18 protein-coding genes are annotated in these 19,488 nt (G+C 59.8%); 11 read left to right on the top strand and 7 right to left on the bottom strand.

All coding sequences use genetic code 11. From position 1 onward, the window contains the following. Window positions 1-44: 44 nt before the first annotated feature. Window positions 45-890, bottom strand: a complete 846-nt coding sequence (locus ACZ5MJ_RS35060; RefSeq protein ID WP_464227413.1) for an NADP-dependent oxidoreductase — start codon at window positions 888-890, stop codon at window positions 45-47. Between the two features lie 220 nt (window positions 891-1,110). Here ACZ5MJ_RS35060 and ACZ5MJ_RS35055 point away from each other — a divergent pair, with 220 nt between their 5' ends. From ACZ5MJ_RS35055 to ACZ5MJ_RS35030, 6 genes are all read left to right on the top strand, one after another. Beyond that, window positions 1,111-1,572 carry a MaoC family dehydratase gene (locus ACZ5MJ_RS35055; protein ID WP_464227525.1) on the top strand — a complete coding sequence of 154 codons (462 nt, stop codon included), beginning with the start codon at window positions 1,111-1,113 and terminating at the stop codon, window positions 1,570-1,572. 85 nt (window positions 1,573-1,657) lie between these two features. Next, entirely contained in the window at window positions 1,658-2,590 is a 933-nt protein-coding gene (gene kce / locus ACZ5MJ_RS35050) for a 3,5-dioxohexanoate:acetyl-CoA acetone transferase (protein WP_464227412.1), read from the top strand. A 44-nt stretch (window positions 2,591-2,634) separates the two neighbouring features. After that, window positions 2,635-3,849: a CaiB/BaiF CoA transferase family protein gene (locus tag ACZ5MJ_RS35045; RefSeq protein WP_464227411.1), complete on the top strand. Its 1,215-nt coding sequence runs from the start codon at window positions 2,635-2,637 to the stop codon at window positions 3,847-3,849. Between the two features lie 3 nt (window positions 3,850-3,852). Then, complete coding sequence (locus ACZ5MJ_RS35040; RefSeq protein WP_464227410.1) at window positions 3,853-4,626, top strand: enoyl-CoA hydratase/isomerase family protein; 774 nt, start codon at window positions 3,853-3,855, stop codon at window positions 4,624-4,626. A gap of 34 nt (window positions 4,627-4,660) precedes the next feature. Further along, the gene (locus tag ACZ5MJ_RS35035; protein ID WP_464227409.1) at window positions 4,661-5,530 is read left to right on the top strand and encodes an HpcH/HpaI aldolase/citrate lyase family protein; all 870 of its coding nucleotides are present in this window, start codon (window positions 4,661-4,663) and stop codon (window positions 5,528-5,530) included. A gap of 49 nt (window positions 5,531-5,579) precedes the next feature. Further along, window positions 5,580-6,554, top strand: coding sequence for a Bug family tripartite tricarboxylate transporter substrate binding protein (locus ACZ5MJ_RS35030; RefSeq protein ID WP_464227408.1), 975 nt, complete (start codon window positions 5,580-5,582; stop codon window positions 6,552-6,554). 982 nt (window positions 6,555-7,536) lie between these two features. Here ACZ5MJ_RS35030 and ACZ5MJ_RS35025 read toward each other — a convergent pair. The 3 genes from ACZ5MJ_RS35025 to ilvC all read right to left on the bottom strand — a co-directional run bounded on the left by ACZ5MJ_RS35025 (window position 7,537) and on the right by ilvC (window position 11,303). Then, the gene (locus tag ACZ5MJ_RS35025; protein ID WP_464227407.1) at window positions 7,537-8,529 is read right to left on the bottom strand and encodes a PDR/VanB family oxidoreductase; all 993 of its coding nucleotides are present in this window, start codon (window positions 8,527-8,529) and stop codon (window positions 7,537-7,539) included. Window positions 8,530-8,602: 73 nt separating this feature from the next. Further along, a complete protein-coding gene (locus ACZ5MJ_RS35020; protein WP_464227406.1) occupies window positions 8,603-10,159 on the bottom strand; it encodes a Rieske 2Fe-2S domain-containing protein in 1,557 nt (518 codons plus the stop codon). A 127-nt stretch (window positions 10,160-10,286) separates the two neighbouring features. Further along, entirely contained in the window at window positions 10,287-11,303 is a 1,017-nt protein-coding gene (ilvC, locus tag ACZ5MJ_RS35015) for a ketol-acid reductoisomerase (protein WP_464227405.1), read from the bottom strand. A gap of 175 nt (window positions 11,304-11,478) precedes the next feature. On the opposite strand from ilvC, the gene ACZ5MJ_RS35010 reads away from it, so the two are divergent. Then, window positions 11,479-12,162 (top strand): GntR family transcriptional regulator, encoded by a 684-nt coding sequence (locus ACZ5MJ_RS35010; RefSeq protein WP_078199096.1) that lies wholly within the window; start codon window positions 11,479-11,481, stop codon window positions 12,160-12,162. Between the two features lie 17 nt (window positions 12,163-12,179). Here the strand turns inward: ACZ5MJ_RS35010 and ACZ5MJ_RS35005 are convergent, their stop codons facing one another. Both ACZ5MJ_RS35005 and ACZ5MJ_RS35000 read right to left on the bottom strand, forming a co-directional pair. Continuing rightward, window positions 12,180-13,499 carry an MFS transporter gene (locus tag ACZ5MJ_RS35005; protein WP_078199097.1) on the bottom strand — a complete coding sequence of 440 codons (1,320 nt, stop codon included), beginning with the start codon at window positions 13,497-13,499 and terminating at the stop codon, window positions 12,180-12,182. Window positions 13,500-13,622: 123 nt separating this feature from the next. After that, window positions 13,623-14,465: a class II aldolase/adducin family protein gene (locus ACZ5MJ_RS35000; RefSeq protein ID WP_078199098.1), complete on the bottom strand. Its 843-nt coding sequence runs from the start codon at window positions 14,463-14,465 to the stop codon at window positions 13,623-13,625. 156 nt (window positions 14,466-14,621) lie between these two features. Here ACZ5MJ_RS35000 and ACZ5MJ_RS34995 point away from each other — a divergent pair, with 156 nt between their 5' ends. Further along, window positions 14,622-15,521: a LysR substrate-binding domain-containing protein gene (locus ACZ5MJ_RS34995; protein ID WP_464227404.1), complete on the top strand. Its 900-nt coding sequence runs from the start codon at window positions 14,622-14,624 to the stop codon at window positions 15,519-15,521. Between the two features lie 386 nt (window positions 15,522-15,907). On the opposite strand, the gene ACZ5MJ_RS34990 is transcribed toward ACZ5MJ_RS34995, so the two are convergent. After that, window positions 15,908-16,729, bottom strand: coding sequence for an IclR family transcriptional regulator (locus ACZ5MJ_RS34990; RefSeq protein ID WP_464227524.1), 822 nt, complete (start codon window positions 16,727-16,729; stop codon window positions 15,908-15,910). A 620-nt stretch (window positions 16,730-17,349) separates the two neighbouring features. Between ACZ5MJ_RS34990 and ACZ5MJ_RS34985 the strand changes: the two genes are divergently transcribed. From ACZ5MJ_RS34985 to dmpG, 3 genes are read left to right on the top strand one after another with little or no spacing between them, the layout of a single operon-like run. Beyond that, entirely contained in the window at window positions 17,350-17,535 is a 186-nt protein-coding gene (locus ACZ5MJ_RS34985) for a hypothetical protein (RefSeq protein ID WP_464227403.1), read from the top strand. A gap of 48 nt (window positions 17,536-17,583) precedes the next feature. Then, entirely contained in the window at window positions 17,584-18,459 is an 876-nt protein-coding gene (locus ACZ5MJ_RS34980; RefSeq protein ID WP_464227402.1) for an acetaldehyde dehydrogenase (acetylating), read from the top strand. A 9-nt stretch (window positions 18,460-18,468) separates the two neighbouring features. Then, window positions 18,469-19,479: a 4-hydroxy-2-oxovalerate aldolase gene (gene dmpG, locus ACZ5MJ_RS34975; protein WP_464227401.1), complete on the top strand. Its 1,011-nt coding sequence runs from the start codon at window positions 18,469-18,471 to the stop codon at window positions 19,477-19,479. The last annotated feature ends 9 nt before the right edge of the window (window positions 19,480-19,488 follow it).

The following is a 19,488-nucleotide window of genomic DNA, read 5'->3' as shown; positions in this document are numbered from 1 at the left end:
CCGAATCTCAAAATGCTCCGACGATGAGGACGCTTGCCGCGAGGTTATGTGGGAAGCAGACGTATCAGTCGCTTTCCGAGGTTTTCGCCTCGGTACAAGGCGGCAATTGAGTCTGGCGCCTGCTCTATGCCGTCCACGATCTCCTCTCGGTAGCGAAGGCTACCGTCGCGCACCCAACCGGCGAGCCGCGCCACGGCTTCCTCATAGCGGTGTTCGTAGTCCCATACCAAGAAGCCCTGCATGCGGGCGGCCTTGTTCAGCAGATGCCGTTCAGGCCTTGGTCCCGCCGGCCAAGGATCCCAACTCGCCACCGACGCAGTACCGCAGATGACTATGCGCGTGCCCCTGTTTATGTGGCGTAATACGACGTCGGTGATTGGGCCTCCAGTGTTGTCGTGATAGACATCGACGCCGTCAGGGCAGGCTGTCGCGAGGCTTTCCTCGAAATCCGGCGACTTGTAGTCCACCGCCACGTCGAAGCCGAAGGTTTCCAGGCAGGCGGCGACCTTCGCAGGTCCGCCGGCGATGCCTACAGTTCTGCATCCCGCGAGCTTCGCTATCTGTCCGACCGCTGAGCCGACCGCGCCGGCGGCAGTGGAAACCACGACGGTGTCGCCGGGGCGTGGGAAGCCGACCTCCGTCAGCGCGAAGTAGGCAGTCACGCCGTTGATACCAAGCACGCCGAGCGATAGCGACAACGGCAAATCGATCTCGGTCACCTTGCGGCGGATGGCACGTGCCGTCGTCACGCTGTACTCCTGCCACCCCAACAGTCCCATGACCTTGTCTTCCACGGCGAAATCGACATTCCGAGTAGCCACTACCTCGCCTGCCGCGAAAGCACGCATGACGTCGCCTATCGTTACCGCATCGGCATCCAAACAAGACACCGGAGTTCCCGAAAATTAGTCTGCTGGCATCCAATAGGTATGGAAGCATACTAAATTCATTTCGGTTTCACAGGGAGGGTAAACCCGTGAGTTTCACGTTGAATGTCGGGAAAAATGTCCACCATAGCTCACTCCGGATCGACCTCCTTCTTTCTACTTGCAATGCAAGAACTGAGAAATTAGTATGCATGCATACCTAATACTTGGCGGAGGGGAGATGATGGCTGGTTTGTACTTCGAGCAGTTCGAGATAGGGCAGGTGTTCCGGCACGAAGTTCGTCGGACGGTGACCGAAACTGACAACGTGCTGTTCAGCACCATGACCCACAACCCTGCCGCGATTCACATCGATGCCGAGTATTCGAAGGGCACGGAGTTCGGCAAGCCGCTGATGAACAGCGCGTTCACTTTGGGGCTGATGGTCGGGATCTCCGTGGCGGATACCACGCTAGGGACGACTGTCGGCAATCTCGGCTGGGATGAGGTTCGTTTTCCCCGCCCGGTTTTTGCCGGCGACACGCTGCGAGTAGAGACCACTGTGCTGGAAAAGCGACCGAGCAAGTCTCGGCCAGAGAATGGAATCGTCTTATTCCAGCATACGGCCTTCAACCAACGCGATGAGGTAGTGGCGTCGTGCAAGCGCAGTGGGCTTATGTATCGACTCCCGGCCGAGGCGAAGTAAGGACTACGCTCGCCGCGCGCCATGATCTGGCGCATCGCCTCACATACCAGATAGAGCTTCGATTTCTCGAAGCCCAGGAGACATCATGAAAAAAGCCAACAAGGTCATCATCACATGCGCGGTCACGGGGTCCATCCATACGCCGTCCATGTCCCCCTATTTGCCGATAACGGCCGAGCAAATCTCGGAAGACGCGGTCGCGGCGGCCGAAGCGGGTGCGGCGATGCTTCACCTGCATGCGCGGAATCCAGAAAACGGTGCGCCGGACCAGAGTGTGGAGCGCTTTGCGGCCTTCCTTCCGCGGATTCGCGAGCGGACCGACGCCATCCTAAACATCACCACGGGCGGTGGCCTTGGCATGACGCTGGAAGAACGCCTAGCGCCGGCCAGATGGGCGCAGCCAGAGGTGGCCTCGATGAACATGGGTTCGCTGAACTTCAATATCGCTGGGGCGGGCGAGCGCATCGCGGAGTTCAAGTATGGGTGGGAAAAGCCGTACCTGGAGAAGACTCGCGACTTCATCCTGTCCAATACCTTCAGCCAGATCGAGCGCGGCATGCTGCTGTTGTCAGCCCAGGGAACGCGCTTCGAGTTTGAATGCTATGACGTCGGTCATCTGTACAACCTTGCACACTTCGTCGATCGTGGCATGGTCAAACCGCCATTCTTCCTGCAGTGCATTTTTGGCATCTTGGGCGGCATAGGTGCGGACCACGACAACCTAATGCACATGCGCATGATCGCCGATAGGCTTTTCGGCGAGGACTACTACCTTTCAGTGCTGGCGGCGGGTAGGCACCAGATGCCGTTTGTCACCATGAGCGCGCTGCTCGGCGGCAATGTGCGGGTTGGCCTCGAAGACAGTCTGTACGCTGGCAAGGGCCGGCTGGCGACTTCGAACGCGGAACAGGTATCAAAGATCCGCCGCATTCTCGAAGAACTCTCGCTGGAGATCGCCACACCGGAAGAAGCTCGCCGGATGCTGCAGACCAAGGGCGCCGACAACGTCGCGTTCTGAGTATCGTTTCCGCCGACGGGGCGGTTGACAGGGAGACAGCGAACATGAATGCATTAAATGGACTGCGGGTCGTCGATTTCTCTAAGGTTCTGGCGGGCCCGCTGTGCACGCAGTACCTCGGCGACATGGGATGCGAGGTCATCAAGGTTGAGCCGCCGCGAGGCGACGACACGCGCCACTGGCCGCCATTCCACGATGGCACGGGCACAGTATTTCTGAGCGCGAACCGCAGCAAGCAAAGCGTAGTGCTAGATCTGAAGTCGCCACTCGGCAACGAGGCCGCGCAGCGCCTGATAGACACCGCCGACATCGTGGTGGAAAGCTATGGCCCGGGAGTGGCGAAGCGGCTCGGCATCGACTACGAAACACTAACGGCAAGGAAACCCGGCCTCATCTACTGCAGCATCTCTGGCTTCGGTAGCGTGGGCCCGCTACGCAACGGCAAGGGCTATGACGTTATCCTCCAGGCGTTCAGCGGCATGATGTCGGTTACGGGCGAGGAGGGTGGACCAGCCATTCGCAGTCCTATCTCTCCCATTGACCAAGCCACCGGCATGCATGCGGCCATCGGCATCCTCGCCGCAGTGGTCAGGCGCCTGCAGACTGGCGCTGGCACGCGCGTTGAGGCAGCGCTGTTCGATACCTCGCTGGCGTTCATGGCCTATGTCATGCAGAGTTATTGGGAGCGCGGCACCGACCCGCGCCGTTGGGGTTCAGCGCACGAATCCTTGTGCCCCTATCAGGTCTTCGATACACGCGACCAGCCGATCTTGCTCGGCGTGGCGAACGACGCACTGTGGCAGGCGTTTTGCCGGGAGGTGGAGGCGCCGGACCTTGGGGCGGACCCGCGCTACCTTACCAATGCCGACCGCGTCCGGCACCGTGATGAGGTGCTACGCGAAGTCTTCACCCGGCTCGCTGACAGCACTTGCGACGAGTGGGTGACGCGCTTCTCGCGCGCGGGCATACCTTGCGCACCCATTCTGGGTATAGGTGACGTCGTTGCGCATCCGCACACCGAGGCGAGCGGCATGATCCGGCATCTTGCTGGCGGCGCTGCCAAGGACGGCCTGAACGTGGTCTCCCAGCCGTTGCGCTTCGACGGCGAGCGCTCGGTGCCGTCCGCAGCCCCGCCCGAGCTCGGCGCACACACTCGTCCGGTGCTGCAGGCGTTGGGATACAGCGAGGAACAAATCGGCGTGCTCACTCATGACCGTATGGGCCTCAATGCCGCAGTGGTCGGGGAGTCCGGGAGATGAAAAGTGCCAATTGATTTTTCCGTAGATGAAGGCATCGCTACCATCACCATCAACCGCCCAGAGCGACGCAATGCTTTGGATCTCGAGCACTATGAACTGTTGTCGAGGGCATGGCAGACCGTCCGCGATGATGATGCCATTCGCGTCGCAATTGTCACAGGAGCGGGCGACCAAGCGTTCTGTGCTGGTGCCGACCTAAAATCTTTCGTAGGCGCCAAGCCTTCATTGAGCGCCTTCATGCGGACACAGGAGCATCAACTGCTCAACCGCGGTCTTGAAGTCTGGAAGCCTGTGGTGGCTGCGGTTAATGGCTACTGCCTCGGTGGTGGCATGACGCTGCTGTTGGCAACCGATTTGCGTGTCTGCACGGATTCCGCCACTTTCGCGCTGAGCGAAGTGCAGCGCGGCGTCTTTCCCGCAAACGGAGGAACGCAGCGAGTTGCGCAGCAACTACCGCACGCAATTGCCATGGAGATGTTGCTAATCGGGGACCGCTTCGATGCATCCACCGCGCAGCGTTGGGGATTGGTCAACCGGGTGGTGCCAGCCTCCGCGCTGATGGTGGCAGCGCGCGAGTATGCAAGTCGCTTGGCGGCTAATGCGCCACTGGCCGTGCAGATGGCCAAGGAGCTGGCACTGCGCAGTCGGGACATGGATCTCGCCACTGGGCTGCGCATGGAGCAGGCGCTTCTGCGCCAGTTGCAGGAGTCGGATGATGTCCGCGAGGGTACGCAGGCGTTCGCCGAACGGCGGGTACCGCGCTTCAATGGACACTAAATTTCCCTACCTAATTTGAGAATGGAGGATTGAGATGAGATTGAGGTCCTTGTTGTTCGTTCCAGGCGACAGCGAGCGCAAACTCGCCAAGGGGGAAAGCGTGGGCGCTGACGCGCTGGTGCTTGACCTGGAGGATTCGGTGGATATTTCTCGGCTGCCGCTTGCCCGCGGAATGGTGCGCGAGTATCTCGCAAGCCGAGACCGAGCCGGACCGGCATTGTGGGTGCGTATCAATCCGTTAGATTCGCGACTCGCGCTGGACGATCTCGCAGCGGTGGTTCAGGGTGCGCCTGCGGGTATCCTGTTGCCCAAGTGCAGCGGGGCGTCCGACATCGTGCTTCTGGATCATTACTTAAGGGCACTGGAAGCGCGCGACGGTATCCCAAGCGGGTCGATTGGCATCTTGCCGGTGGCCACCGAAACACCTCAGGCGCTATTCGCGCTGGGCAGCTTTGCCGGGTCTAGTCCGCGACTGCGTGCATTGACTTGGGGAGCGGAGGATCTTGCGGCTGCAGTCGGTGCGAGCAGCAACCGTGTCGAGAGCGGTGAATACGAATTCACGTATCGAATGGCGCGTTCGCTATGCTTGCTTGGCGCTCATGCGGCCGGCGTGGCGGCTATTGATACCATCTGGGGCAACTTCCGCGATGCGGCTGGTCTGCAGCGGGATGCGGCCAGTGCACGGCGTGCCGGCTTTTCCGGCAAGATCGCGATCCATCCGGATCAGGTGCCGATAATCAACGAAGCCTTCACGCCCGATGCTAGCGAGGTGGCACGTGCGCGCCGCATCGTCGAAGCCTTCGAGCAAGCTGGGGCTGCAGGGACACTGCAACTCGACGGCGAGATGCTCGACCGCCCGCACTTGAAGCAGGCCCAGCGCTTGCTGGCGAACCTTCCCGCTTAATAATGACAAAATAGTGCGCCCGGGGCGGCGTGCCAAAAGGAGACAAAAGATGGCCATTTTTCATAAGATGCTGAGCGCTCTCGTGGGAATTTTCGTTGCCTGCTCGACATCCGCACAGGCGCAGCCGAACTACCCGTCACAACCGGTCCGACTAGTCACGGCATTTGCCGCGGGAAGCGCTAGTGATATCGTCGCCCGCATGTTCGCGGAAAAGCTTCGTACCGCGCTGGGCCAGCCTGTAATCGTGGAGAACAAGCCCGGCGCATCCGGCCAGATTGCCACCGACTTTGTCGCACATGCCAAGCCGGACGGTTACACGTTGATTCTGGCTACCAACACGACGCATTCGTCCAACCCATATCTGTTCCGCAAGCTGCGATACGACCCCATCGAGGACTTCACCCCGCTCGTACAGGTGTGCAACTTTCCGTTCCTCCTGGTTGTCGGCGGTAAGCTACCTGTGAAGAACGTCGGGGATTTGTTGAAGTACGGCAATGCCAATCGGGGTTCGGTCAACTACGCCTATGGCAACAGTACCGGGCAGATCGCCGCCGCCTCGTTCGACAAGATGACTAGCATGGGAGCCGCCGCAGTGCCGTACAAGAGCACGCCGCAGGCGATGACGGACGTCATCGGCGGGCAGGCAAGCTTCATGTTTGTGGACCTTGCCTCGGCAGCGTCACAGATCCAGGCGGGAAACCTAAAGGCGCTTGCCGTCTCATCGGAGAAGCGCAGTGCACTCGTTCCCGATTTGCCCACGGTTTCCGAGTCATTAGGAAAGCCAGGTTTTGACCTCGTGGCGTGGGTGGGAATCTTCGGCCCGGCCCGAATGCCGGCGGCCATTGCGAAGCGGCTGAGCGATGAACTCTACAAGATTGCCGCCTCGCGCGAAGTGGACGAAAAGCTTCGGAAACTCGGTGCCGAACCGACTCCTGCGCCGGCGCACGAATTCACCGTCTTCGTGGCACGCCAGAAGGCCGTTTGGGGAGAGAAGGTGAAGGAGGCAGGAATACAGCCGGAGTAAGAAAAACGGGCAAGCACGATGGTTGACGAAGATGCAAGCGTTAAGTGCGCGGACTGGCGGTTGCATCTTTCGTTCGCCTTAGTTCCTAGCAAAAGGGTCCACTAGTTCGTAGTCGGTGCGGCTTGGATGGCATCTTTTCCATGCCACTGGTCTCCGTGTACTCGAGCTTGCCTACGCCAAGGAGCCATCATTCCTCGTCACGAGGACGTAATTCATCGGCGCAATACTGACGCCGACCGGCGGCGTGGCCCTCTCGACCCAACTTACGGAGAGCCGGACCAAGCGGGTATCTGTTAAAGACAGCCGGTATCTCCTGCCCTTATGCCACGCCAATCGCAATGCTGTGCGCACATCAGGTTCGCTGCTCGCACGAAGCAGCCGCTCGAATCACCGTTTATCTTCGTTTGCGGAAGGGAGGACTTGCCAGGTTTCGCTTTAATCCGCTGTATGTTGACGGTCCCTTGCCCGCCCCCAGCCGGCTAGGCCTCGCGCGCCGAGTCGACGATCGTTCGCGAAGGTACAACGGCGGCATAACCCATGCTTAGTATGGCTGCAAGGTCCGAGCGCCGCAGGCGGACTGATGAGGTTCTTTGCCCCACGGATGCGAGCTTTCCCTATGATGAGCAAGCAGCCAGAAGAGTACCGTCTCGTAGCTTTTCTCTAGTCAGCGCAAGACACCATTGGCGTGTCTACCCACGCGGTCATGAGGGACGCCGACAACACGATTGCGGGTGAACTCGGCTCGCATCGGGAGGAAAGCATGGCGTCCTTCAGGAGCAACAGGCGAGAGCATTGTTCCGCACCGCAGGTCTTCAACTGTCCGTCGATGGATTGGACGGCAGCCGCCTGCACGGAGGCTATCGCCTTCGTCAGTAGGCTCTCGTTAGGAAAAGTACCGGTGGAAGCCAGACCGCTCAATAATGCGACCAGCACGAGTGGGCGACATTCGTGACGCATGGTCCGGCTCCAGTTGTTTTCACAGCTACAGGTCCAAGACGAGCGTTCCGCCGCAGCCTCGCGATACGCATGGCGTCATAAAGCTCTGCCGTTCGGTGTCGTCGAGGATGAAATCCTGGTGGTCGATCTCGCCGGACAAGTGGCGGACCTTGCATGTCCCGCACAATCCGGAAGCGCAGGACGTTTCTAAAGGCGCGCCGGCTTGCTGAAGAACTTCTGCCAGGTTTTGGTCCGGCAAGACGGTCAATTTTTGCCCAGAAGCAACCAACTCGACGATGTAGCCTTCTGTGGTGTCGGAACTTCCAGCCGGCACTTTCTGTACCGGCGCGTTGAAGTGCTCGCAGTGCACTGAATCCGCAGGCCAGTGGGCCGCCGCCTGCTTGCAGGCTTCCATGAAGCCGCCCGGACCGCAGTAGTAGACGTGGGTGCCGACCTGAGGGGTTTGGAGCAATTGCGCGATATTCAGACCCTTGGCGGGGTCGCCGCCATCGAAATGGCAGTGAACCTTACCGACCTTGGCCATGCCTTCCAGCTCGCTCTGGAACGCGGCGAATTCTGGTCCCTTGGCGCAGTAGTGCAGCTCGTAATCCTTCGATTCGGCCTCGAGTTGGTGCACCATGGACTTGAGCGGGGTCACGCCGATGCCACCGGCGAGCAGGATGACCTTCGCTGCGTCGCCGGCCAGCCGGAAGTTGTTACGCGGAACGCTGACCTTGACGCGGTTGGGAACACGCAGGGTTTCGTGCATTCCCCGGGATCCGCCGCGCCCCGACTCATCTCGCAGGACAGCGACGACATAGCGATGGCGCTCTTCCGGACTGTTGCACAGCGAGTACTGCCGGATGACGCCTGGGGCGATGTGAACGTCGATGTGCGCCCCGGGCGTGAATGCCGGCAGCTCGTTTCCGTCGGGATCGACGAACTCGTAGGAGTTGATCCCGGCAGCTTCCATACGAACCTGCCGTAAGACCAGTTCAAGGTGGGTCAGCGCTTCGCGCTCATTTGTGGGGGCGTTCATGTATTACCTCGCGTCTCCAGGTACATCTGCCGGGCGGTTCCGTGCCGCCCGGCAACTTCATTGCGGCGTAGGGTCAGCCCTTGAGGCTTTGCTCCAGTTCGTCGAACTTCTCCTTGACGTACGCCGCGCGGGCTTCGCCGGTCAGCTTGTCGGCCTCAGTCAGGATGGCGACGGCCTTGCGAGCCAGCAGGCGCCGGTTGGCCACTTCCTGCTGAATGGTGTCGGCCTCAGGCAGCTCGAAAACATTGCCCGAACAGTAGCTGTTAGGCGCGCCGTTGACTTCGCGCAGCCATTCCGCGAAGCCCTGCGCTGCGGCGGCGGCATTGGTGCCGCGTACGGCATCGCGCAGCATTTTTCTGAAGGCGAACAGGCCGGCGTCGAACTTGGTCGGGTTCTCCAGCGAGTGCACGGCGATAGGTCGTTGGCTGATGATGGCTTCGTAGTCGCCGGGTGCGTACTGCGCGTTTTTGTAGTTCTCGCGTTCGCGGTGGTTCGACGGAATCGGCGGCATGTCCTCGAGTGTGTACTTGCCGAAGCGTTCAGGGCGGCGCATGGCGACCTGGCCATCGAGGAAGTCGATGCTCTCGTAGCCGACCAGGCGCTTGTCGCCCACGCCGCGCGTGTCGATGCCCGGCCCCATCACGCGCCAGCCGATCATCTTGCTGTTTTCGTCGTCGACGGGCACCGTCCAGCGAATGATGTGGAACCGGCTGAACAGTTTCTTCTGCGAGCCGTCTTCCGACGTGTATGCGTGCAGGCTGAGATTCGGCAGCACTTGGTGCTGGATACGCAAAAACATCTTGTCCTTGTCCACCCGACGCGCGCCGGCACAGGCCAGGCCTCGGCCGCCATGGACCGGGATGAACTGCATGTCGGGCGCGACTTCCATTGATGCGGCGCCGACCTCGTCGAACGTCGTGCTCTGGAACTTGCCGCCCACCACATTTTTCGCGGCGTGCAGGGCGGTCGGGTGGAAGTTGTCTGCGGCGTTGTCCTGCACCTGGAGCCAGTTGCAGTGCTGGAAGTTGCTGTAGGCCACCAGTTCGTCGCTCGGTAGCACCGTGAAATCTTGCTCCCACTCCGGAAACGGCGGCTCTTCGTCCGGCGGGCCCATGTAGGCGAACACCAGGCCGTTGCGCTCGATGGCCTTGTATGCACCCTGGCGGATCGAGCAGGCGTACTTCTCAGCTTCTTTCTCCTCACCGTCGGGGAAGGGCACATGCAGGCAGGCACCGTCGACATCGAACACCATGCCGTGGTAGCAGCACTTGATGCCGCGCTCCTGGATCGCGCCATACTCGAGCGATGCGCCGCGGTGGCAGCAATGCGCATGCAGCACGCCCACGCGGCCGCTGCCGTCGCGGAATGCGACCAGTTCCTCGTTGAGGATCTTCAGGAAGCGGGGCGTATCGGTCAGTTCCATGGACAGGCAGACCGGATGCCAGAAGCGGCGCATGTATTCGCCCATCGGCGTACCTGGGCCCGTCTCGGTCAGTTCGGGGTCGTGGTCGGGCACGCGGTTGGTGTAGTAGCCGCCGAAGGGAATCAGCTTCTTGACGACGGGGGCATTGGTTGCATTGCCTCCGGTGGCCTTGCCGGCGTCGTGCTTGTCGAAAGGGGTGGTGGTCATGGTGGGTCTCCTGGGGGTGTCGGGCTTTCTTTGGCTACTGAGTTCTGAACTCTGTATACAGAGTTTAGGTGCGCGATTTGGCCTTGTAAGTTGGGGTATACGTGGAAACTTGGGGTCTATGGAGTGATCAGTTCCTGGCTTTGTCGACCAGGGCAGACTTTCGAATCCACGGCATCATCTCGCGCAACTTTGCGCCAACGACCTCGATTGGATGCGCTGCCGTCAGGCGCCGGCGGGATTGCAATGTCGGACCGCCGGCCTGACTCTCGAGGATGAAGGATTTCGCGTACTCGCCCGTTTGAATGGACTCGAGCACGGCCTTCATGGCTGCGCGGGTGTCATTGGTGACGATGCGTGGACCGGTCAGGTATTCGCCAAATTCGGCGTTGTTGGAGATGCCGTAATTCATCGTGCCGATGCCGCCTTCGTAGATCAAGTCGACAATCAACTTGAGTTCGTGCAGACACTCGAAATACGCCATCTCAGGGGCGTAGCCCGCTTCCACCAGCGTATCGAAGCCAGCCTTGATGAGCTCAACCGTTCCGCCGCACAACACCGCCTGTTCACCGAAGAGATCGGTCTCGGTCTCTTCCCGGAAATTGGTTTCAATCACACCGGAACGCCCGCAGCCGATTGCCGTGGCATAGGCCAGGGCGACATCCCGTGCGCGCCCGGACTTGTCTTGAGCGACGGCAATCAAGCCCGGGACGCCACCGCCTTCCGTGTACGTCGCGCGCACTGTGTGGCCCGGCGCCTTGGGGGCAATCATGACGACGTCCAGGTCCTTGCGCGGTATCACCTGCCCATAGTGGATGTTGAAGCCGTGCGCAAAGGCAAGCGTGGTGCCTTCGCGCATGGCTGGTTCGATGACTTCCCGATAGACCCTGCCAATCGTCTCGTCGGGGATGAGAAGGATGACAAGGTCAGCGGCGGCAGCCGCTTTCTCCATCGTGGTGACTTCCAGGCCCGCCGACGCGGCCTTTTGCCAGGACTCGCCTCCCTCGCGCAGCCCCACGACAACGTTGATTCCGCTGTCCTTTAGGTTGAGGGCATGCGCATGGCCTTGGGAGCCATATCCGATCACGGCGACCTGTTGGTCGCGCAGAAGTGACATATCGGCATCTTTGTCGTAGAAGACTTTCATTGGTCTGTTCCTGTCGATGACTATACTTTCGAATCTGAACTCTGTATTCAGAGTTCAGATTGTTGGTGCCAATGTGCTGCAAAGTCAAGGGCAATTTCAGAAAGCCATCTAACGATTGCATTGGGCACGAGGCTCAACCACAATGAACTGAATACAGAGTGCAAAGGGCAGTGCCATGGCAACCACTTTTCCGAAGATTCAATCTCGTCCCGATTTCGTGGATGAGGTGTACAAGATGCTTCTCGACGCAATTAGCGATGGCACGCTGGCGCCTGGCACCCGCCTGACGCAGGAGGAAATCGCCGAGCAGATGAATGTGTCACGTTCGCCCGTGATCCAGGCGCTAAGGATTCTCAAGAAGGATGGCTTCGTTCAGGACGCTCCAGGCCGAGGCGTGTTGGTCACGCCGCTGGATGCTGTCTCGATCGGGCATCTTTATGAAATTCGCGGTTCCCTGGATGCCCTGGCAGCCCGGCTGGCCGCAAAGCGGCACTTCAAGCTCGATCCGAAGATCATTGCGAATGGCCGTCGTGCGACGCAAGGCAAGGATGTGAAAGCCATGATTGATGCGGATATGGAGTTTCATCACGCCATCTACCGCGCCGCAGGCAACCCGTTCCTGGAACAGAGCGCACAGAACTACTGGGTACATCTGCGTCGGGCCATGGGAGCCGTTCTGCAATCCTCGGCGCAGCAGCGCAAGACGATCTGGGACGAACATGAGGCAATCGCCGAGGCCATTGCCGCAGGGGACGCCGCGCGCGCCGCGGAACTCACTGATCTGCATACCACCCGTGCCAGGGAAAACCTGACCAGCCGTCTGGATGAGTACCTCGGCGACACGCGCCAGACGGCATAGCTAGGTTCGCGCTTGCGTTACCGGTTGTCTCGTCTGCCGATATTCACCAGACGCGCGGGCACAGAGAACACCAGCAGGCCGCCAATCACGAGGCTCGCAGCCAGAACCAGAACGCCGTTGCCAGTCGTGCCGGTGTTCGTTTGCACCCAGCCGATGAGGTACGGGCTGATGACACCGGAGATGCTGCCCACTGAATTCGCCAGCGCGATACCCGCCGCAGCGGCCGCTCCACCAAGAATCGTCGGAGGCAGCGTCCAGAACTGCGAGATGGTGGTCATGATCCCCATCGTGCCGATCGTCAGTGCCAGCATTGCCACAGCGGTGTTATGTGCGTACGCCACACTGGCGCACAGGCCGACCGCACCCAGTGCTGCAGGCAAGGCCAGATGCCAGCGCCGTTCGCCGCGGGTATCCGAGCTTTGGCCGACGAGAATCATCGAAGCCGTGGCAGCGGCGTAGGGGATCGCAGACAGCAGGCCAATGTCGAGTGGATTTGAGACGCCGCTTGCCTTGACGATGGTTGGCAGCCAGAAGCTCACCCCATACAGCCCCATGGTAAAGAAGAAATAGATCAGGCTGAGCAGCAGGATACGGGGATTGGTCAGTCCATCGCGCACTGAATGCAACGCGTGTCCTTTGCTTTCCGCGGCCAGATTCGTCTCGATCATTGTCCGCTGGGACGCACTCAGCCACTTCGCATCCGCGACCTTGTCGTCTAGGTAAAAGTAGGCAATGACTCCGACGAACACAGTGGGAATGCCCTCCAGCAAAAAGAGCCATTGCCATCCTGCCATGCCGTGCAAACCGTGCACGGCGCTCATGATCCAACCAGACAGCGGGCCGCCGATGACGCCGGACATCGGGATACCGGTCAGAAACAGCGCAGTGACCTTGCTGCGGCGGGATGCCGGAAACCAATAGGTGAGGTATAGCAGAATCGCCGGGATGAAGCCTGCTTCTGCCACGCCAAGCAGGAAGCGCATGATGTAGAAGCTTGTCGGGCTATTCACGAACATCATGGCCGCGGAGATCAGACCCCAGGTCACCATGATGCGTGCGATCCAGCGTCGCGCACCCACGCGCAGCAGGATCAGGTTGCTGGGCACTTCGAACAGAAGGTAGCCGACAAAGAAGATGCCCGCCCCAAGCCCATAGATCGCGTCGCTCAGGCCAAGATCCTGCATCATCTGCAGCTTGGCATAGCCGACATTGATGCGGTCAAGGTACGCGCACATATAGCAGAGGAACAGGAACGGCAATAGCCGCCACATGACCTTCGAATAGGTTGCCGATTCGGTGGCGACGTAAGGCGTCACCACGCTCGTTGTGGTTTGCATGGGGTGTCTCCTTGGGGCTGTATTTATCGATCTGGAGGGAGGCCGACCCTGGCGTTGCGCCACGTGGGTTGCGGTCTTTTGCCGAGGTCGCGTCAGCGCAACCTCGACGTGCGATGCTGACGCTTAATCGAACATGTCCGGCTGGGTCACGCGCAGGTGATCCCAGATCGGCTGGAAGTGCAGCCAGCCGATGTAGTCGCTACCGACGTGTTCGCGGCTGTAGCGGGCACGCTCGGGCGTTACCAGACGGGGCGTAATGCCGGTTGCCTCTATCATCAGTTGCTGCTTGCAGCAACGTTCCAGGGCAATGAACCAGAAGGCCGCCGCTTCAATGCTGTGGCGGCTCGCCGTGAGCAGGCCGTGATTCTGGTGAATTGCCGCCTTAACGCCCTTGAACGCGTTGGCCACCTTGTGGCCGCCTTTCACTTCCACGGCAACCTTGCCTGCCTCGTCGCCAATCACCACGTGATCCTCGTAGAAGGCGGCTGCATCCTGCGTGATCGGGTCCAGCCCCTTGCCCAGCGAGGCAAACGCCGTGCCGTACTCGGTGTGCGCGTGGCACATGGCAACGATGTCCTGATGCATCTCGTGCACCGCGGCGTGCAGGACGAAGCCGGCGCGATTGATGGCATAGTCGCCTTCCACCACACGGCCCTCGTGGTCGGCACAGATGAGGTTAGAGATATTCACCTGCGCGAAGTGAACCGCCATCGGGTTTGTCCAGTACAACTCCGGATGCTCGGGGTCGCGCACTGTCAGGTGGCCGGCAAAGCCGTAGTCCAAACCTTCCAGCGCAAAAGCACGGCAGGCAGCGACCAGGCGCTCCTTGCGATGCTGCCGCTCTTCGGCGGGCGTGGCGAATTTCGGAACGGACGGATAGATCAGCCCCATCTGTTCCGGCTGGTAGATGGAGGTGCGCTCCTTGTCGTTGAAGACCTGCGGGGCGCGCTCAAGTACTGCTGCCATGTCGACTCCTCGGTAGAAATGTGTAGGGACTGGTTGGTGTTCGCAGGACGCACTTTGTGTCTGCGGTACGCCTTCATAGTCGTTGCGGAGGACTTGGTTGACAAACGATGGGTGTTCATGAAAGCATGAACCACACTCATGTATAAGAGCTCAGCCATGAGACGGGTTCCAAACTTTGTGCTGCTTCGAGCATTCGAGGCGGCAGCGCGCCTGGAGAGTTTTACGCTCGCTGCCAAGGAGCTACACCTGACTCAGTCGGCGATCAGTCACCAGGTCAAGGAGTTGGAGGAGTATTTCGGACGGAGGCTTTTTGACCGGCGCACGCGGCGCGTTGAGCTAACACCGGAAGGCAAGCGTCTGCAGGAAAGCCTCTCACGTGTGTTCGATGTGATCGAGGCCGCCTGCAATGAGGTCGCGCTGGCGCCTCAGTCGCAAGTTCTTGTTGTCTATTGCGCGCCCAGTTTTGCCGTGAAGTGGCTAGGCCCTCGGTTGCCTCGGTTCATGGAGGCGCATGGCGACATCACGATCCGGCTGTCGTCGGGCGCCGAAGCGATCGACCTTACGCACGCCCGCGAGGTGGACGTTGCCATTACCTACGGTTCGGCGCACACCCGCGCGGGCCTGACGGTTCGTCCCCTGGGAAAGGAGCGCATCCTCCCGCTATGTTCGCCTTCATTGCTCGATGCAAACGAGCCATTGCGCGGTCAGATGGAAAGGCTCCCGCTGATTGATTCGCAATTGAGCCGGGTAACCTGGCCCGACTGGTTCGGCGCAAACGGCATGGTCTGCCCGACGCGACCTAGGGCGTCGTTCGATCGGGGGGCGCTTGCCATCTCCGCAGCGGTTGACGGCATGGGCATCGCCCTGGAGAGCATCCGGCTCGCAGAGCGCGAGCTGTCGAAGGGAGACCTGATTGCACTTGGCGAGGATGAGTTCACACACATCGCGCGCGAGACCCATTTCCTTTCCTATCGGCAGAACGAAGCGCATCTGCACAAGGTCGGCGCATTCGTACAGTGGCTGACTGAACAGCTTGACGTGCCCCATCAAGAATAGCGCGTACCTCGCGGGCTAGACCGTTCGCGACTACCCGCTTCGGGTTTGCTTCACATGCTCGGGCTTCGGCGTGATGAACACCGCCAGCGCTGTCAGCACCGCGGTGGCCGAAAATGAGGCGAAGTTCCACACGGGATCCAAATTCGGCCCTGCGATCTAGCCGTCCAGCACCGAACCTGTCATGGCTCCGAAACGGCCTATGCCAACCGCCCAGCCGGTCGCGGAAACGCGGGGGTGCGTAGTAGTTCGCGATATAGGCCTGGCAGCACCCGCGCCACGGCACAGTGTTGAGTCAGAGCCCACCCCCGTCCTTGCTCTCTCGACCCCTTCAGGATGTCGGAGGGGGAAGCACAACATCGCCGAACTATCTCCGCTGCCCATCAGGACTATGCAAAGCTTGTATTGGCCAGATGCCGGCGGGCGGCCCCGCGACCAGCCCATTGTCTGAGAATCTGTAATGAAGGAGCAGCGTTCATCAAGAGCTTCGATGCTGCCTTCAGTTGCGCGCCAATAGCTTCCTCGGCGTCGACTGCTACAGCATCACTCGGCGCAGTCACGAGAAGTGCACCGAGTGGCTGTAGTTCGTTCTGGTGAATCAGGGGCGCGCCAACGGCCATCAATCCGTCGTAATAGTCATCGCGCGCTACGGCATAGCCTTGCATGCGGACCAAATTGAGTTCTTGCGTCAGAGCTGCTTGTGCCGTGATCGTTTTCGACGTGTGGGCCTCGTAAGGATCGGGACCGAGTAATCGCTCACGTTCGTCCCCCGTCATCCATGAAAGTAGGAGCTTTCCAGAGGCAGACCCGTGCAATGGACTCTTGAGCCAAGTGTCGTAGTAGGGCGAAAGTGGATTGGTACCTTGGACGAAGTCCACTATTAGCCGCTCACTGCCGATGAATAGCACAAGTGCAACCGTTGCCCCTCCTACGGATTTCTGACAGGAATGGAGCGTCGGCGCCGATTCCCGTCGTAGCTGAGTGATGGGGTGAAACAGTGACAGGGGTGATAGCGCCAACGGCCCCGGCAGATAGCGCTTCTGAACTTCTTCGCGAACAGCGTAGCCGTGTTCCACCAGCGTCTGCAGGAGTCGGTGTGCCGTGCTCGCGTCGAGGCCCGTTTCAGCGGCAATGTCGGATAACGATACGTACCCATTCGCCTGCCTAAGGACATCGAGGACTTGTAGCCCGCGGGCGAGTGACCCTGTCACGCCAGCACCCTCATCACCTTTGGCGCGAAGTGTAGACCGTCCAGGTTTGAGTGTATTTTTCGTCACGTTATGAGGAGATGCCGAAAGAATCCGGCAGATTTCGCAATAAAAGTTTCATTGTAGCGGGAAGTGGGCAGGGCTCTGGAACAGAAGGGCGGTAGAGACGGCACTTGGAATGTAGTGTCTCTGCCCGAACCGTGGGCAGAGGGCAACTTGTTTTCGTGGGGCAGTGCTGAGTGCGCGCGGATTGGCAAGGAGTCCGCGGTTCGTCGTGAAAGGGCTGTTGATGGCTCGGGGCTGGCATGGAGAGGGGCCGGCTCCCTGCGTAGAAACCCTTATGCATTAAAATGAAATTATAGTTGCAGTATACGAAATTGAGACCTAATATTTCCGCAACCAGCTTTGATTTCGCGCCCCGGGCATGAGACGTCATAAACGTCGGAGCAACGAGAACAGCCTTGCATGGCAGGACAACCTGTCCTCCTTCAGCTAGGGAGCGCGAACGCGGGCCGATGAGGTCCTTAGATGTAAGTCCCCCACCGGAAGGTGCCCAGCCTCAGGCTGCTAAATCGACGGGCGATGCAGTCTATTCGGTCGATCGGCGAGACGGCGGTACGGTCATGGTCAATCCGAAAGTCCTGCTTATCCATACGGATACCGCGGGGACACGAAGCTCTTTGCTGCCGGCGGTTACGACGACTGAACTAGATGGCGACGCGCTGCGCATCATCGAACGAGTGGTTTATCTCGAAATACAAGAAACCGAGGCCGGGTGTGCACGTACCGATTGGAGCCGCGCACTCTGACACAGCAACGTTTTGACACTTGCGGATAGCGCAACAGAAAACTACGCCATGAAAACACCATCACGAAGAATGCCCGTCGCCATCTTGGGGTCGGGAAATATCGGCACCGACCTGATGTACAAGATTCAACGTAACCCTATGTTCGACCTTCGCCTGGTGGCCGGCATCGATCCTGCCTCAGAAGGTTTGGCGCGAGCGCGAGAACTTGGCTATGCGACGTCCACCGACGGAGTAGAGTCGATTCTCGAAGAAGGTGACATCGGAATCGTTTTCGAAGCAACCTCGGCCCGTGCGCATAGGCAAAACGCACCCCGCTTCAAGGAGGCTGGGATCTTCGCAATTGATCTCACACCTGCGAAGGTTGGCCCCAGTGTCGTGCCGTGCGTGAACATGGACGACGGGTTCGACGCAAAGAACGTGAACCTCATCTCCTGCGCGGCACAGGCGACAATTCCGATTGTGCACGGTGTGAGCCGTGTCGCGAAGGTGAAGTACGCCGAAATCGTTGCAACCGTTTCCAGCAGAAGCGTCGGGCCGGGCACGAGAGAGAACATCGAGGAATTCACGCTTACCTCGCAAAAGGCTCTAATGGAGGTCGGTGGCGCTGGGCGCAGCAAGGCGATGGTAGTGATCAATCCGGCTGATCCACCGCTCATCATGCGCAACACCATTTATACGATTGTGGATCGAGATGTCGATGAGCAGGGAGTAAAGGACTCTGTACTGGAAATGGTGAAACAGGTCCAGAGCTATGTTCCCGGCTACCGTCTCACCGTTGAACCGTTCTTGCGCGACGATCATTTCATGATTGGAGTCGAGGTCGAGGGAGCCGGAGACTTCCTGCCGCCTTATGCAGGAAACCTGGACATCATCAACGCGGCTGCAGTGGCCGTTGCAGATCGCTATTGCGCGACACAATTCTAAGAGGCATCCATGGCAAAGATCACTTTCGTCGATGTAACCTTGCGCGACGGAAATCATACATACCGTCATCAGTTCACTCCTGAAATTGTGCACGCGACGGCTGCCGCGCTGGACACCGCGGGGGTCGACATCATTGAAGTCGGCCATGGTGACGGCCTCGGCGGAAGTTGCCTCCACGTAGGGCGTGCGCCGTCGACTGACCGCCAACTACTCGAAGCCGCGTGCAGCGCCGTGAAGCGAGCAAAGGTCGGCGTTCTCCTTTTGCCCGGTTTTGGGCTCTTTGCTGATTTAGAGATGGCGGCAGAGGTCGGAGTGAGCGTGGCTCGCATTGCAACGCACTGCACTGAGGCTGATGTGACCGAGCAGCATCTGCGTCGGGCCAAGGATCTGGGAATGTTCACCGTCGGCTACTTGATCTCGGCCGGCATGGCCAGCCCCGAACAGTTGGCGGAACAAGCCCAGAAACTGGAGTCGTACGGTGCAGACTACGTGAACCTAGCCGAATCGCAGGGTCATTTGGTTCCAACCGAGGTGGCAGCGCGCATTCGTGCGGTACGTCAAGCTGTGAAGATTCCTATCGGATTTCACCCCCACAATAACCTTGGCTTGGCCATCGGCAACATCCTTGCTGCGGTGGATGAGGGCGCTACGTTCATAGATGGGAGTCTTAAGGGTTTCGGTGGTGGTGCGGGCAATGCGCAGACTGAAGTCGCAATCGCGGCGCTCAAGCGCGCCGGTCACGAAGTTGGGGCCGACTTGTTCGGCATCATGGACGCAGCCGACATTTTCGCCCACAAAGTGGCTCCGCAACCCATGCCCGTAATCGATAACGACTCCCTACTCATGGGATATGCGAATGTCTATGGCGGATACATCCATCCCGTTAGGCATGCTGCCGAAAAGTACCGTTGTGACCCGCGGGCACTGGTGTTGCGCCTTGGCGAGCGCAAGGTAGTTGCCGCCCAAGAAGACGTGGTCATCGAAGAGGCGCAGAAATTGTCGTGTACTTCGGCCACCTAGGTCGCCGAG

It is taken from the genome of Cupriavidus sp. LA-1, assembly GCF_055385985.1.
This window is presented reverse-complemented; position numbering and strand designations above follow the sequence as displayed.

Bases quoted from the DNA above. Each gene is read 5' to 3' on its own strand.
- ACZ5MJ_RS35030 (WP_464227408.1), top strand. From the start codon at position 5,580: ATGGCCATTTTTCATAAGATGCTGAGCGCTCTCGTGGGAATTTTCGTT.
- ACZ5MJ_RS35010 (WP_078199096.1), top strand. From the start codon at position 11,479: ATGGCAACCACTTTTCCGAAGATTCAATCTCGTCCCGATTTCGTGGAT.
- ACZ5MJ_RS35020 (WP_464227406.1), bottom strand. From the start codon at position 10,159: ATGACCACCACCCCTTTCGACAAGCACGACGCCGGCAAGGCCACCGGA.
- ACZ5MJ_RS34985 (WP_464227403.1), top strand. From the start codon at position 17,350: ATGGTCAATCCGAAAGTCCTGCTTATCCATACGGATACCGCGGGGACA.
- ACZ5MJ_RS35035 (WP_464227409.1), top strand. From the start codon at position 4,661: ATGAGATTGAGGTCCTTGTTGTTCGTTCCAGGCGACAGCGAGCGCAAA.
- kce (WP_464227412.1), top strand. From the start codon at position 1,658: ATGAAAAAAGCCAACAAGGTCATCATCACATGCGCGGTCACGGGGTCC.
- ACZ5MJ_RS35025 (WP_464227407.1), bottom strand. From the start codon at position 8,529: ATGAACGCCCCCACAAATGAGCGCGAAGCGCTGACCCACCTTGAACTG.
- ACZ5MJ_RS34980 (WP_464227402.1), top strand. From the start codon at position 17,584: ATGAAAACACCATCACGAAGAATGCCCGTCGCCATCTTGGGGTCGGGA.
- ACZ5MJ_RS35055 (WP_464227525.1), top strand. From the start codon at position 1,111: ATGGCTGGTTTGTACTTCGAGCAGTTCGAGATAGGGCAGGTGTTCCGG.
- ACZ5MJ_RS35000 (WP_078199098.1), bottom strand. From the start codon at position 14,465: ATGGCAGCAGTACTTGAGCGCGCCCCGCAGGTCTTCAACGACAAGGAG.
- dmpG (WP_464227401.1), top strand. From the start codon at position 18,469: ATGGCAAAGATCACTTTCGTCGATGTAACCTTGCGCGACGGAAATCAT.
- ACZ5MJ_RS34995 (WP_464227404.1), top strand. From the start codon at position 14,622: ATGAGACGGGTTCCAAACTTTGTGCTGCTTCGAGCATTCGAGGCGGCA.
- ACZ5MJ_RS35005 (WP_078199097.1), bottom strand. From the start codon at position 13,499: ATGCAAACCACAACGAGCGTGGTGACGCCTTACGTCGCCACCGAATCG.
- ilvC (WP_464227405.1), bottom strand. From the start codon at position 11,303: ATGAAAGTCTTCTACGACAAAGATGCCGATATGTCACTTCTGCGCGAC.
- ACZ5MJ_RS35045 (WP_464227411.1), top strand. From the start codon at position 2,635: ATGAATGCATTAAATGGACTGCGGGTCGTCGATTTCTCTAAGGTTCTG.